General features: G+C 73.6%; 13 protein-coding genes. 12 read left to right on the top strand and 1 reads right to left on the bottom strand.

The features are described 5' to 3' along the window. Positions 1-80 precede the first annotated feature (80 nt). The 8 genes from rsmD to BL253_RS10255 all read left to right on the top strand — a co-directional run bounded on the left by rsmD (position 81) and on the right by BL253_RS10255 (position 6,152). Positions 81-638: a 16S rRNA (guanine(966)-N(2))-methyltransferase RsmD gene (gene rsmD / locus BL253_RS10220; RefSeq protein WP_076815801.1), complete on the top strand. Its 558-nt coding sequence runs from the start codon at positions 81-83 to the stop codon at positions 636-638. After that, on the top strand, positions 635-1,117 hold the full coding sequence (gene coaD / locus BL253_RS10225) for a pantetheine-phosphate adenylyltransferase (RefSeq protein WP_076815803.1): 483 nt from the start codon (positions 635-637) through the stop codon (positions 1,115-1,117). Before rsmD ends, coaD begins: the two co-directional genes overlap by 4 nt. A gap of 242 nt (positions 1,118-1,359) precedes the next feature. Then, positions 1,360-1,965 carry a YceD family protein gene (locus BL253_RS10230; RefSeq protein WP_076815805.1) on the top strand — a complete coding sequence of 202 codons (606 nt, stop codon included), beginning with the start codon at positions 1,360-1,362 and terminating at the stop codon, positions 1,963-1,965. Further along, positions 1,965-2,135: a 50S ribosomal protein L32 gene (gene rpmF, locus BL253_RS10235; protein ID WP_076815807.1), complete on the top strand. Its 171-nt coding sequence runs from the start codon at positions 1,965-1,967 to the stop codon at positions 2,133-2,135. Before BL253_RS10230 ends, rpmF begins: the two co-directional genes overlap by 1 nt. Positions 2,136-2,142: 7 nt before the next feature. Beyond that, positions 2,143-3,177 (top strand): phosphate starvation-inducible protein PhoH, encoded by a 1,035-nt coding sequence (locus BL253_RS10240; RefSeq protein ID WP_076815809.1) that lies wholly within the window; start codon positions 2,143-2,145, stop codon positions 3,175-3,177. Further along, positions 3,174-4,088, top strand: coding sequence for a ribonuclease III (gene rnc / locus BL253_RS10245; RefSeq protein ID WP_076815811.1), 915 nt, complete (start codon positions 3,174-3,176; stop codon positions 4,086-4,088). The genes BL253_RS10240 and rnc overlap by 4 nt, the downstream gene beginning before the upstream one ends. Before the next feature lie 3 nt (positions 4,089-4,091). Continuing rightward, complete coding sequence (gene mutM, locus BL253_RS10250) at positions 4,092-5,066, top strand: bifunctional DNA-formamidopyrimidine glycosylase/DNA-(apurinic or apyrimidinic site) lyase (RefSeq protein WP_076815813.1); 975 nt, start codon at positions 4,092-4,094, stop codon at positions 5,064-5,066. A gap of 342 nt (positions 5,067-5,408) precedes the next feature. Then, positions 5,409-6,152 (top strand): DUF2786 domain-containing protein, encoded by a 744-nt coding sequence (locus BL253_RS10255; protein WP_076815815.1) that lies wholly within the window; start codon positions 5,409-5,411, stop codon positions 6,150-6,152. Positions 6,153-6,201: 49 nt separating this feature from the next. Here BL253_RS10255 and BL253_RS10260 read toward each other — a convergent pair whose 3' ends face one another. Next, positions 6,202-6,441 (bottom strand): hypothetical protein, encoded by a 240-nt coding sequence (locus BL253_RS10260; RefSeq protein ID WP_076815817.1) that lies wholly within the window; start codon positions 6,439-6,441, stop codon positions 6,202-6,204. A 199-nt stretch (positions 6,442-6,640) separates the two neighbouring features. Here BL253_RS10260 and BL253_RS10265 point away from each other — a divergent pair, with 199 nt between their 5' ends. The 4 genes from BL253_RS10265 (at position 6,641) to ftsY (ending at position 13,358) form a co-directional block, all read left to right on the top strand. Continuing rightward, positions 6,641-6,901: an acylphosphatase gene (locus tag BL253_RS10265; protein WP_076815991.1), complete on the top strand. Its 261-nt coding sequence runs from the start codon at positions 6,641-6,643 to the stop codon at positions 6,899-6,901. Positions 6,902-7,218: 317 nt separating this feature from the next. Next, on the top strand, positions 7,219-7,413 hold the full coding sequence (locus BL253_RS10270) for a hypothetical protein (protein WP_076815819.1): 195 nt from the start codon (positions 7,219-7,221) through the stop codon (positions 7,411-7,413). Between the two features lie 998 nt (positions 7,414-8,411). Beyond that, the gene (locus BL253_RS10275; protein ID WP_076815821.1) at positions 8,412-12,125 is read left to right on the top strand and encodes an AAA family ATPase; all 3,714 of its coding nucleotides are present in this window, start codon (positions 8,412-8,414) and stop codon (positions 12,123-12,125) included. Between the two features lie 63 nt (positions 12,126-12,188). Beyond that, on the top strand, positions 12,189-13,358 hold the full coding sequence (gene ftsY / locus BL253_RS10280; RefSeq protein WP_076815823.1) for a signal recognition particle-docking protein FtsY: 1,170 nt from the start codon (positions 12,189-12,191) through the stop codon (positions 13,356-13,358). Positions 13,359-13,467: the final 109 nt, after the last annotated feature.

The following is a 13,467-nucleotide window of genomic DNA, read 5'->3' on the forward strand; positions in this document are numbered from 1 at the left end:
TGCCGCGCCGCGCTCGCCGATCCGGCGGGAACCCGGGATGGCGGGGGCTCGCGCGCCCCGAGGCCCGACAGGGGCGCCCGATGACGCGGATCGTGGGCGGGGCCGCCGGTGGGCGCCGGCTCGCCGTGCCGCCGGGAACGGGAACCAGGCCCACCTCGGACCGGGCGCGGGAGGGGCTCTTCAACACGTTGACGACCCTTGTCGACCTGTCGGGTGCCCGGGTGGCCGACCTGTACGCGGGCAGCGGGGCGGTCGGCCTGGAGGCGCTCTCGCGGGGCGCCACTCATGCCCTGCTCGTCGAGCGCGACCCGGCGACGGCGCGGGTCGCGCGGCGCAACGCCACCGAGTTGGGCCTCGCCGGCGCCGAGGTCGTCGTGGGCGCCGTGGAACGTGTGGTGGACGCCACTGTGGGGCAGCCCTACGACGTGGTCTTCCTGGACCCTCCGTACGCGCTTGACGACGTTCGGCTCGCCGAGGTGCTGCGTCAGCTCGTAGATCGGTGCTGGCTGGATAAGGACGGTGTCTGTGTGGTCGAACGGGCTCGCCGTTCGCCGCCCCCGGCTTGGCCGGAGGGGCTGGTCGAGGTCCGTTCGAGGGGGTACGGGGAGGCGGTCCTCTGGTACGGTTGTCGATCATGAGGAGGGCTGCCTGTCCTGGTTCCTTCGACCCGATCACGAACGGCCATCTCGACATCATCATTCGGGCGAGCAAGCTCTTTGACGAGGTCGTTGTCGCCGTGGGGATCAACAAGACGAAGTCGACCCTGTTCACAGTCGAGGAGCGGATGGAACTCATCCGTCAGGCGGTTCGTGACCATCCGCAGGCGGCGACCAACGTCGTCGTCGAGCCGTCACACGGGCTGCTGGTCGACTTCTGCCGTACCCGAGGCATCTCGTCGATCGTCAAGGGCCTGCGGGCGGTGAGCGACTTCGACTACGAGCTGCAGATGGCGCAGATGAACAACCGGCTGGCCGGCGTCGAGACGCTGTTCATGAGCACGAATCCGCAGTACGCGTTCCTGTCCTCCAGCCTGGTCAAGGAGGTGGCGCGCTACGGCGGTGACGTCAGCGGCCTGGTCCCCGACGTCGTCCTCAAGGAACTGCGCGAACGGCTTTAGGGYCGGACGCGTCGTGCCCGGCCCAGGGCGGAGCGACCTGGCGTTCACGGCCGGGGCCGGTCCTCCCGGGGCCGGTGGGGTGGATGCGCTGGATGGCGTCCGACCAAGTGGGCGGTGGGGGTTGGTCGCGGGGATCGGATAGGCTGGTTATCCGTGCCTGGAGCCGATGGCTTCCAGATGCGCTCCAGCAACCACCACCTTGATGAGATCCTGTGAACTCCGCCGCTTTGACCGGACAAGCGATGACCGGACACCACCGTCCCCGCCGTCAGACCCCCCGTGGCCCGTTTGTGCTCGACACCCGCGAGCTGGGTCGTCGGCCGGGCTCGATGAGGCATATCGTCACCAGCGCGCCCGCGCCGAACGAGATGGGCACCCCGATGCTGCGGGTGCCGAAGGGCGAGCCGGTAGAGCTGGACCTCCGGCTCGAGTCCGTCCACGAGGGYGTGCTGGTCAGCGGAACGGCGTCGGCCGACCTGGTCGGTGAGTGCTCCCGCTGCCTGGACGAGGTGCGCGATCACGTGTCCGTCGAGCTGCGCGAGCTGTTCTACTATCCCGACCGGGCCACCGAGATCGACGACGAGGACGAGGACGTGCTGGTGGTCGTGGACGACCACCTCGACCTCGCGCCGGTCGTCCGGGACGCCCTGGTTCTCGACCTGCCGCTCTCGCCGCTGTGCCGCCCCGACTGTGCTGGCCTGTGCGTCGACTGCGGCGCGCGGCTGGACGAGGTCGGCCCGGACCACTCCCACGACAGCGCCGACCCCCGGTGGGCCGCGCTGTCGGCACTGACCCAAGCTGGATCCGCCGGCGACGTCGCCGGGCGGGAAACGAAGGAGAAGGACTAGTGGCCGTCCCGAAGCGGCGGATGTCGCGCAGCAACACCCGGGCTCGCCGGTCGCAGTGGAAGGCGACGCTGCCGGCGTTGTCGCACTGCCCGCGCGGGCACGTGGTCCGGCAGCACAACGCCTGCCCGACCTGCGGCCGGTACAACGACCGACAGGTGCTCGACGTCTGATCTTGACGTGACCCGCGTCGCCGTAGACCTCCTAGGGGAGGGCGTCCCACCGGAGTCGGTGCTGGACGCCCTGCCTGCCGCCCTGGACGCCGATCCGGAGCTGGTGGTCACGCTCGTCGTCCCGCCGGGCCCGACGGCCGAGGACCTGGCCGGCCGCGGCATCGTGACCGGCGATCGCGTCCACCTGGTGACCGCCGCGCGGGGCATCCCCGCCGGTGCCGACGCCGTCCGTGACGTGCGGGCGCGGCGGGACAGCGGTGTGCGCGTGGCCGCCCGGCTGGTCCGGGACGGCCGCGCCGACGCGATGGTCTCGGTCGCGCCGCCCGAGGCGGTCGCCGCGGCGGCGCTGTTCACCTTCGGCCTGCTGCCCGGCGCGACCAGGGCGTCGCTGGCCGCCGTCGTGGACGTCGGTCACCCGCCGGGCATCGTGCTGTGCGACGCCGGCGGGTCCGTCGACGTGGCCGCGGACGACCTTGCCCAGTTCGCGCTGGCCGGCGCGGCCTACGCCCGGGTGCGTGCCGGTTGCGGGGAGCCGCGGGTTGGCCTGCTCGCCGCCCGCCCCGCCCTGCCGGACACGATGCGCCGGGCGGCGCACGGGCTGCTCGGCACACTCGGCGTCGACTACGTCGGCCAGGTCGACGCCGGGGCGCTGGTCGACACCGGTCACGCCGGCGCGGCGGCCGGCAAGGGTCCCGACGTCGTCGTGACCGACGGGTTCACCGGCGACGTCGTGCTGGCCTGTCTGCGGGCGGCCAGAAGGGCCGCGCCGACGGCCTTCCCGGAGACGCCGACGGGGCTCGACCCGGCCTGGCGCAGCCCGGCCGGCCCGGATCTGCAGGGGGGGACGATCGTGCTGGGAGTGGACGGTGTCGCGGTGCGGGCAGGCGACCCCGTCGGGGGCCCGGACGACCTTTCCACCGGCATTCCGGCGGCGCTCGCGACGGCCGCGACGGTATGGCGGGGCGGCCTTGTCGCCCAGATCCGTGCTGAGCTCGCCCGGCTGATCGCCCGGCGCAGGGCGATCGCGGGGCTGTCGCTGTGAGCCGCGGCGTGACGGTGCCCCAGGGCCGTGAGGGGCTGCTCACCGCCCTCGACCTGAGCCTCGGCCCCGCGCTGCTTGACCGGGCGCTCACCCACCGGTCGTACGCGTACGAGAACGGCAATCTGCCTACCAACGAACGGCTGGAGTTTCTCGGCGACGCCGTGCTTCAGCTGGTGGTCACCGACGCGCTCTACCGGCGCCACCCGGACCTCCCCGAGGGCGCGCTGGCCAAGCAGCGCGCCTCGGTGGTGAACATGCGGGCGCTCGCGGCCGTGGCCCGCGACATCGGGCCGGTGGGCATCGGTCCCTACCTGCTGCTCGGCAAGGGCGAGGAGACGACGGGGGGCCGGGACAAGCCGAGCATCCTCGCCGACACCCTCGAGGCTCTCATCGGCGCGGTCTACCTGGAGCTCGGGCTCGAGGTCGCCTCGGAGTTCGTGCACCGCCACTTCGACCCGCTCCTCGACGAGGCGGCCGGCCGCGGCGCGGGCCTCGACTGGAAGACCTCCCTCCAGGAGCGCACCGCCGAACTGGGGATGGGCCCGCCCGACTACGTGGTGACCGACTCCGGTCCGGACCACGCCAAGAGGTTCCGGGCGCGAGCTCGCATCTCCGACCGGATCTACGGCGAGGGCGAGGGCGGCAGCAAGAAGGAGGCCGAGCAGCGCGCGGCCGAGCACGCGTTCGTCGCCCTCCAGGGCGTCGCTCCGGCCACCGCCCTCACGTCGGGCCCGCCGGGCGACGGCGGCCCGGCCGGCCCGGCCCCGACGATGCCGGCGGCAGGTCCCACGGACCCACTGGCCCGGATGGCCGGCGCGCAGGGCGCTGGGAGCGCCAGCCTGGACGGTCTCGCGCCGAAGGCCGCCTCGGCCGAGGCGGCCGCTCCCGCGTCCGCGGGGGAGCCGGGCTGAGCCATGCCTGAGCTGCCCGAGGTCGAGGTGGTACGGCGCGGCCTGGAACGCGGTGTGGTCGGCCGCACGATCGCGAAGGTGAGCGTGCTGCACCCGCGCGCCGTGCGCCGGCACGTGGCGGGCGGCGTCGACTTCGAGGCGGCGCTCATCGGCCAGACGATCACGGCTGCCCGCCGCCGGGGCAAGTATCTGTGGCTGGCACTTGCCGCCTCAGATGACCTGGACGCCGGCGGCGTGCCCGGCGCGTGGCCCGTTCCTGGAGCGTTGCCCGTCCCCGGCGCGTTGCCCGTCCCTGGAGCGTTGCCCGACCCGCTCCCGCCGGCCGAGGGCGGCGACGCGCTGCTCGGGCATCTCGGCATGAGCGGCCAGTTGCTCGTCGTGCCGCCGGGCGCGCCGGACCAGACCCACCTGCGGATCCGCTTCACCTTCACCGACGGCGGCCGCGAGCTCCGGTTCGTCGACCAGCGGACGTTCGGGGGGATGGCGATCGCGGCGGGGGGAGCGTCGCTGCCCGACCCGATCGCCCACATCGCCCGCGATCCGCTGGACCCGCTGTTCGACGACGACGCCTTCGTCGCCGGCCTCAGGGCCCGCCGCACCGGGCTCAAGCGGGCGCTGCTCGACCAGCGGCTGGTCAGCGGCATCGGCAACATCTACGCCGACGAGGCGCTGTGGGCGGCCGGGCTGCACTACGCGAGGGCGACCGACACCCTGCGACGGTCCGAGGCCCATGGCCTGCTCGTCGAGGTGCGTGCCGTGCTGACCGCGGCGCTCGACGCCGGCGGCACGTCGTTCGACCGGCTCTATGTCTCCACCGAGGGCGTCAGCGGCCTGTTCGAGCGGGAGCTCGCGGCCTACGGCCGCGAAGGAGAGCCGTGCCGGCGGTGCGCGAGCCAGATCCGCCGCGACGCGTTCATGAACAGATCCAGCTTCACCTGCCCCACCTGCCAGCCCCGCCCACGCGCCGGCCGCTGGTAGGCCGACGGGTCTCGGCGGGGTGTCGATTCGGGGGGTGCACCCCCCGATGTCCATAGGGTCGCACCGGAACCCACACTGGGCCTGACCAGCCGCGCCTCGGCGAGGCGGGCCAGCGGGAACCTGAGAGCGCCCTCCAGGGCCGCATCGGGAAGCCCGCACCGGTTCGGGGTGGCCGGGACCTTGGCGATGGGTGCCAGCGGGTCTCGGACGACCTGTGAGCGTGGCCGTCCGGGATGCCCGCCCGTGCGCCCTGATCCGGTTCGCGTGTCAGCGGGACAGCCCGCGATCTGGTCCACGTGCCGTTCCACGGACCGTGCTCGGCGCCGACGAAGGAGACGACCCATGAACTCGGACGCCCTGCTCGGCCGGGTACGCAAGCTGCTCGCGATGGCCGAGGCCGAGGGCCTGACCGACGCGGCCAGGGAGACGTACAACGCCAAGGCCGCCGAGCTGATCGCCCAGTACGGCATCGACCGCGCGCTGCTCGAGGAGGCCGGGCCGAGCAAGGTCGCCGCGGCTGACCTCGTGCTCGACATCCACCCGCCCTACGCGCGGGACAAGATCACGCTGTTGGCGAGCATCGTCGCGCCGCTGGGGTGCCGGCTGGTACACCGCACCGAGCGGCGGCAGGGAAGCACCGGCCACACCGCGCACCTGTTCGGCATGGAGGCCGATCTCACCAGGGCGCAGCTGCTGTTCACCTCGCTGCTCGTCCAGCAGGCACACGGGATCGCCGTCGCGGTGCCCCCGCCCTGGGAGGACCCACGGGCGTTCCGCCGGTCCTGGATGGCGGGATTCGCGGTCGCCGTGCAGCAGCGGCTGACCGCCGCGGAACAGGCCGCCAGGGACGCCGCCGAGCCGGCGACCGGAAAGTCCCGCTCCGGGGCCTCGGTGGCCCTGGTGCTCGCCGACCGCTCCTCCCGGGTCGAGGCGCACCTGGCGAGCGTCTATCCGCACCTGCGGGCGGCCCGCGGACGGCAGCTGTCCGGCTCCGGCGGYCGTGCCGGATACACCGCCGGCCAGCGGGCCGATCTCGGCACGCAGGGTCGGGTCGAGACGCCGACCGCCCGCCGTGCCCTCGGCTGAGGCGAGCGTTTCGCGGGACGGGATGGTGTCCCCCCGGAATCGGGAGGTCTTAGAGCTTCCCGCCAGGGAGGTTCGGGGCGGCGGTCTGCGTCGGGCCTGCCGTGCGCGGAGGCGCGTAGCCGTCGGTCGGCGCGGGTACCGCGTTCGGGTTGCCGAACGGGGTCGCGGGGGGCCCGTCCACAATCGTGGCCCGTGGCACCGGCACGGAGCCGCCGTCCTGATGGAAGTTCTGACCACAGCCGGCGAGCAGCATCGAGCAGCTGAGAGCCCCGACTGCGATGGCCGCCACAGCGGCGCTTCGGCCAGGCCGGGCGGCACGCCGGGCTTGGCTGCTGAGGAGGAGAGATGTCGTGTTCACGATGGCTCAGTAGCCTACCGTGCCGATGAATGACCTTCCTCAGAAGCGGCCGCCGGTAGAGCCCGGTGGACCGACGAACACCGGCGGTGACCAGGCGCGGGAGACGGCCGACGCCGGCTCGCTCACGCGGCTGACCGCCACCGTGTTCGGCATGGTGCAGGGTGTCGGTTTCCGGGACTACGTACGCACGAAGGGCCGGCGCCTCGGCCTGGTGGGCTCGGCGACCAATCGGGCGGACGGCGGAGTCGATGTCGTGGCCGAGGGGCCGGCGGACGCGTGCGAGGCGCTGTTGGAACTCCTCGTAACCGGGCATACCCCTGGGCGGACCGATCGGGTCGAACACACGATCGGCGACGCGGTAGGTGGCATGACTGGGTTTGTGCGCCGCTGAGGTGTCCGCACCCCGTTGACCTGGACAGACAGGCCTGACGGCCGGGCCAAAACGAGGCTCAAGATTCCCGTGTTTCAGGGACGGATGCCCTGCCATGTGGCATGCTCTTGACTTTCGGTGACAGGGTGTGGGAGCCTTAGGTCATTCTTTGGGGCGGACTCCGTCTACGTGCGCGGCGCAAGGTCACGCACGCTGGCCGGAGTAGACCAGCGGCTGGAGTAACACCAGTGGTTGGATGGGACGGGTCTCCCGGCTTCGTCCCGGGCTTTGTCGCGCCCAGTATCCCGCAAGGTCACTCATCGTGGAGGACCATCACCATGGCGAAGGCCCTTTTCGGCCACGTCGGTTCCGGCAACGACCTCCGGCTCTCGTACGAGGTACGCCGGCTGCGTGCCCGCGTAGCCGAGCTCGAGGCTGAGCTCGTCCGGACGCGTGCCGTCAACGACGCGCTCGTCGGCGTTGACGTCCCTGAGGACGTCCGCGAGCTGGACGTCGAACCGGCCTTGACCTGACCTCTTAGCCGCCTTCTGAGCGGCTTCGTCAGGCGTCGGGCCAGACGTCTGCCTGGGAGGCATCCCATGGAACCCTTAGACCGAGCGACGCTCGGCCTGTCGCCCGGCCTGTTCTCGGATCACTGAAGGATCCTCGAACATCCGGGATGGTTCTCGGGCTTGCCACCCGGTTCGTCGATCCTCTCGATCGATCCTTGGGTCACGTTCGTTGTGTCCAGGGTCGTTCGGAGGTTTTCACGCCATCCGGCCGGTTCGTCGGCATCGCCTGATCTGGCCTGCCGGCTCCGGCCGGGTGCGGCCGTGGGGCCTTCGCTTCCAGCCTGCCTGGTGGCGTTCGGTTTGAGAGTGGTCTCCTTGTGAGCCTCCCCGCGGTATGTCGACGAGGGTCCGGTCCGTGTCCACCGGTTCGCGTGCTCTCGCGGCTGTCATAGCCGCTCCGCGGCTCGGCGAGTCGTCCGGGTTCGGGGGCTCGCCGTCGCGTCGCGGGCCGCTGGACGGCGTCGCCCGGCGGTCACCCACCCTGGCTCAGTGCTGCCCTCCTCGTGGGACGCCTACTCATGTCGTTCCCACCATGTACACCCACGTGTCCGACAACCCCGCGACGCGGCCCGGGCCGGTTCGGCGGGTGATGGCTGGTCGCGGGCGGCCGGCCGAGCGGGATCGCGCTGTGGTTGATGGCCGCGTGGGGTACACGTGTCCGTGGTCTACGGATCTTGGTGTCCCGGCGTGAGTCTGATGGTGCCGGGCAGACTATCGCGTTCTGGCCACTCCGTGCGCACAGTGGCGTGTCCTGTTCGTGACAGTGAGTTGGCGGATATCGTTGGCGGCGGCCCGGACGCGGGCCAGCCGCGGTGCCGGCGCCCGTAGTCCCTGATCGCACGCTGATCGGCGGCCGGTCGCGGAGAAGATCGTCGGGCCGCTGTCCCCGCGCACCGCGGCGCTCATCCGGAGGGYGACCTTCGGGCCCGACCACGACCGCCCCATCGCTGCGGAGACCGGTGTACCTCAAAAGCCTGACACTGCGGGGCTTCAAGTCCTTCGCGAGCTCGACGACGCTGCGCCTCGAGCCGGGGATCACCTGTGTCGTCGGGCCCAACGGCTCGGGCAAGAGCAACGTCGTCGACGCGATGGCCTGGGTGCTCGGTGAGCAGGGCGCGAAGGCGCTGCGTGGCGGCACGATGTCCGACGTCATCTTCGCCGGGACGCCGTCGCGGCCGCCGCTCGGCCGTGCCGAGGTGCTGCTGACGATCGACAACTCGGACGGCGCGCTGCCCATCGAGTACAGCGAGGTCACGGTCGGGCGGCTGATGTTCCGCAGCGGCCAGAGCGAGTACACGATCAACGGCACCTCCTGCCGGCTGCTGGACATCCAGGAGCTCATGAGCGACTCCGGCATCGGCCGCGAGCTGCACGTGATCGTCGGGCAGGGGCAGCTGGACGCCGTGCTGCACGCGAGCCCCGAGGAGCGCCGGGCGTTCATCGAAGAGGCCGCGGGCGTCCTCAAGCACCGCAAGCGCAAGGAGAAGGCGCTTCGCAAGCTGGAGGCGATGGCCGCCAACCTCACCCGGCTGACCGACCTGTCCGCCGAGCTGCGCCGCCAGCTGGGCCCGCTGGGCCGGCAGGCCGAGATCGCGCGCAAGGCGGGGGTCATCCAGGCGACGCTGCGCGACGCGCGGCTGCGGCTGCTCGCCGACGACCTGGTCATCGCGCGGACGGAGCTCGCCGCCGACATCGCCGACGAGGAGACCGTCCGGGCCAGGCTCGCCGAGACCGAGGGCGCCCACGCCGCCGCCGCCGAGCGGGAGCAGGCGCTCGAGGCGGAGCTCGCCCGGCTCGTCCCCCGCGCCGCCGCCGCCCAGGAGACCTGGTACGCCCTCTCGTCGGTGCGCGAGCGGCTGAGGGGCACCGGGCAGCTGGCGACCGAGCGCGCCCGGCTGCTGCGCGCCGGCGCCCAGGCCACCCGGGGCGGGCGCGACCCCGAGGAGCTGGAACAGGAGGCGGCGGCCGTTCACGAGCGGGAGGCCGCGCTGCAGGCCCGGCTGGAACGCGACCGGGACACGCTGACCGAGGTGACGAGCCGGCGCGCCGGGCTGGAGGCGGCCCTCGCCGCCGAGGAGCAGGCCCTGCTCACCGCGAGCCGCGCCGCCGCGGCCCGGCGCGAGAGCGTCGCCAGGCTCGCGGGCAAGGTCGAGACGGCCCGCTCCCGCGCGGCGGCGGCGGAGTCCGACATCGTCCGGCTCACCGAGGCGCTCGACGCGGCCCAGGCCCGCGACGCGGAGGCCAGCGGCTCGCGGGAGGCGCTCGACACCGAGCTCGCCAGGATCGAGACGGAGCGGGACGAACTGGCCGGCCGGCACGAGTCGGCCGTCGCGCTGCACACCGCGGCGACCGAGCGGCTGGAGGCGCTGCGGACCCAGGAGCGCGGCGCCGACCGGGACCGCGCGTCGGCCGCCGCCCGCCGGGACGCGCTCTCGCTGTCGCTGGCCCCGGCCGACGGCGCCGCCGCGCTGCTCACTGCCACCGGCGACGCCGCGGACGAGCGAGGCGGCGACCAGGCACGGGCTTCCTCCCAGGCCGTCGGGTCCGAGGCCGGAGGCACGGGTGGCGGGCGAGCCGGCGGGGGCAAKCCGGGTGGCAAGGGCAAGCAGGGCCGATCAGCCGAGCCCGCGCGGGTGTTCGAACCGCCGGGGACCCCGATCCAGATCGTCGGGCGGTTGGTGAACATCCTCGCGGTCACGCCCGGCGCCGAGGTGGCGATCGCCGCCGCCCTGGGGCCGGCCGCCGACGCGCTCGCCGTCGGGTCCGTCGACGACGTGGTCACCGCCCTGAGCTGGCTGCGGACGGCCGAGGCCGGCCGGGCCGCCTTCGTGCCCGCGTTCCCGCCGCCCGCCCCGCCGCCCGCCCGCGAGCTGGCCGACGGCCTGCCAGCCGGGGCGGTGCCGGCGCTGGAGCTCGTGCGGGTCGTCGACCAGCGGTTCGCGCCGGCCGTGGCCGCCATCCTCGGCGGAGTCGTCGTCGTCGACGACCTGGCCGGCGCCGCCAAGCTCGCCGCGGCCCGGCCAGGGCTGCGGCTGGTGACCCGCGACGGTGACACCCTCGGCCCGCCGGCAGCGGTCGGCGGCAGCGCGCACGCGCCCTCGCTGCTCGAGCTCGCCGCCGCCGCGGAGGAGGCCGCCGCCGCGATGGCCGCCGCCGAGGCGCGGGCAGAGGCGTCACGCACCGCCATGGAGCCCGCCCGCGAGGAGGTCGCCAGGACCAGGGCCGCGATCGACGTGGCCAACGCCGACCGCTCCGCCGCCGGCGGCCGCCACCGGGCGCTGACCGATCAGCTCGCCCAGCTGGACCGGGGCAGGGGCTCCGTCGCCGGGGAGATCAGCCGGCTGGAACGCGGCCGGCTCGCCGCCGAGGCGACGCGCGACCAGGCCTACGGCGCGCTCGCCGAGCTCGAGGCGGCACTCGCGGCGAGTGACGACGAGCTGGACGACGACGAGCGTCCGGTCGAGGAGCGCGACCGGCTGGTCGCGGCCACCTCCGCGGTCCGGGGCGAGGAGGTCGAGGCCAGGCTCGCGGTGCGTACCAGCGAGGAGCGCGCCCGCGGGCTCGCCGGCAGGGCCGACGCCCTGCTGCGCCAGGCCGCCCAGGAACGCGCCGCCCGCGCCGCGGCCGCCCGCACCCGGGCGTTGCGTGAGCGCCAGGCGAAGATCGCCGCCGCCGTGGCGGTGGCGGTCGATCAGGCGCTCGCCGCCTGTGAGACCTCGCTGGCCGCCGCGGCGGCCGAGCGAGAGCAGGCCGAGACCGCCCGCCGGGCGACCGACACCGAGCTCACCGGCGTGCGTGACCGGGTGCGCGCCTACGCGTCGGCACTGTCCGCGCTGCGCGACGAGGCGCACCGGGACGAGCTGGCCCGGGAGGCCAAGCGGCTGCGGTCCGAGGCGCTCGAGGCCAAGGCGCTGGAGGAGCACGGCATCGCCGCCGACGACCTGATCGCCGAGTACGGCCCCGCGCTGCCGGTGCCGCCGGACGAGGAGGACGGCAAGGAGCGGCCCTTCGACCGCGCCGAGCAGACCGCGCGGCTCGCCACCGCGGAGAAGCAGCTGGTCCGGCTTGGAAAGATCAACCCACTCGCGCTCGAGGAGTTCGAGGCCCTGCAGGAACGGGCCGCGTTCCTGTCCGCGCAGCTCGACGACATCAAGAACACCCGGCGCGACCTGTTGCTCGTCGTCGAGGAGGTCGACTCCCGGGTCCGCGAGGTGTTCGCCGCCGCGTTCCGGGACACCGCCCGCGAGTTCGAGATCGTCTTCGACACGCTGTTCCCCGGCGGCGAGGGCCGGCTAGTGCTCRCGGACCCGGAGGACATGCTCACGACCGGAATCGAGGTGGAGGCCCGCCCGCCCGGCAAGAAGGTCAAGCGGCTGTCGCTGCTGTCCGGCGGCGAGCGCTCGCTGACCGCCCTCGCGATGCTGTTGGCGATCTTCCGGGCCCGGCCGTCGCCCTTCTATGTCCTCGACRAGGTCGAGGCGGCGCTCGACGACCGCAACCTCGGCCGGCTGCTGAACGCCGTCGAGGGGCTCAGGCAGAAGTCGCAGCTGATCATCATCACGCACCAGAAGCGCACCATGGAGATCGCCGACGCGTTGTACGGGGTCGCGATGCGCGGTGACGGCGTGACCACACTGATCAGTCAGCGACTGCGCGAGCGTGCCTCCGCCTAAGCATTTCGGGCGCGGGACGCGGGCGGGGTGACCTCGGCTCGCCGGGGCTGGAAGGATCGAAGCGTGGAGTACCTGTACATCGTCATCGTGGTCGCCGCCGTGCTGGTGGTCGCGGGCGGCGCGTTGGTGGGCAACGCCGTGCGCCGCCGGCCTCGGCTGCCGCGGGCCCGTTCCGGCGCCGAGGAGCTGACCGGGACCGGTCCGGCCGGAGGGGTCGGCACGCTGGAGGCGCCGCCGAGCGCTCGGGAGGCCGAGGCCGGCGCGCCAGCCGAGGTCGCCGAACCGCCCGGCCTCGAGGTGCCGGCGCCGGCGGGGGGCCGGCTCGTCCGGCTGCGCGCCCGGCTCGCCCGTTCGCAGTCGTCGTTCGGCCGCGGCCTGCTGTCGCTGCTGTCCGGCGACGAGCTCTCCGATGAGGACTGGGAGGACGTCGAGTCGACCCTGCTGCTCGCCGACGTCGGCGTCGTGGCGACCGGCGAGCTCGTCACGGCGCTGCGGGAGCGCACCGCCGTGCTCGGCGCCCGTAGCTACAACGACGTGCGGGAGATGCTGCGCGACGAGCTGCTCGCTCAGGTCGGCACCACCGCCGACCGGTCGCTGCGTGTCTCGGCCGAGGGCCGGCCCGGGGTCATGCTGGTCGTCGGCGTCAACGGCACCGGCAAGACGACCACCTGCGGCAAGATCGCGCGACTGCTGGTGGCCGACGGCCGGTCGGTGGTGCTCGGGGCGGCCGACACGTTCCGCGCCGCCGCCGCCGACCAGCTGGAGACCTGGGGTGGCAGGGTCGGCGCGGTCACCGTCCGCGGGCCGGAGGGCGCGGACCCGGCCTCGGTCGCCTTCGAGGCGGTGAAGCAGGGCGTCGCGGATGGCGTCGACACGGTCGTGATCGACACGGCTGGCCGCCTGCACACCAAGGTCGGCCTGATGGACGAGCTTTCCAAGATCAAAAGGGTGGTCGTCAAGCAGAGCCCGGTCGACGAGGTGATCCTTGTGCTCGACGCGACGACCGGCCAGAACGCCCTCATCCAGGCGCGCGTCTTCGCCGAGGCCGTCGACATCACCGGCGTCGCCCTCACCAAGCTGGATGGCACCGCGAAGGGGGRCATCGTCATCGCCGTCCAGCGTGAGCTGGGCGTCCCGGTCAAGCTGGTCGGCCTGGGCGAGGGGCCCGACGACCTCGCGCCGTTCGAGCCCGAGGGCTTCGTCGACGCGCTGCTCGGTGACCCCGTCGGCTGACCTGCTCCGCCCCGCGCCGCGCGGTCCCGCAAGCCGGCCGGTCGGATGAAGTCTTCCGCGCCGGTTGTCCGCCACCGGCCGACGAGCTCACGGCGCGGCGGGTGGCGGG

The organism is Pseudofrankia asymbiotica (genome assembly GCF_001983105.1).
Lineage (GTDB): Bacteria > Actinomycetota > Actinomycetes > Frankiales > Frankiaceae > Pseudofrankia > Pseudofrankia asymbiotica.

What these genes read in the sequence shown, in the direction of transcription:
- rsmD (WP_076815801.1), top strand. Translation starts at nt 81, where the DNA reads ATGACGCGGATCGTGGGCGGGGCCGCCGGTGGGCGCCGGCTCGCCGTG.
- coaD (WP_076815803.1), top strand. Translation starts at nt 635, where the DNA reads ATGAGGAGGGCTGCCTGTCCTGGTTCCTTCGACCCGATCACGAACGGC.
- mutM (WP_076815813.1), top strand. Translation starts at nt 4,092, where the DNA reads ATGCCTGAGCTGCCCGAGGTCGAGGTGGTACGGCGCGGCCTGGAACGC.
- BL253_RS10270 (WP_076815819.1), top strand. Translation starts at nt 7,219, where the DNA reads ATGGCGAAGGCCCTTTTCGGCCACGTCGGTTCCGGCAACGACCTCCGG.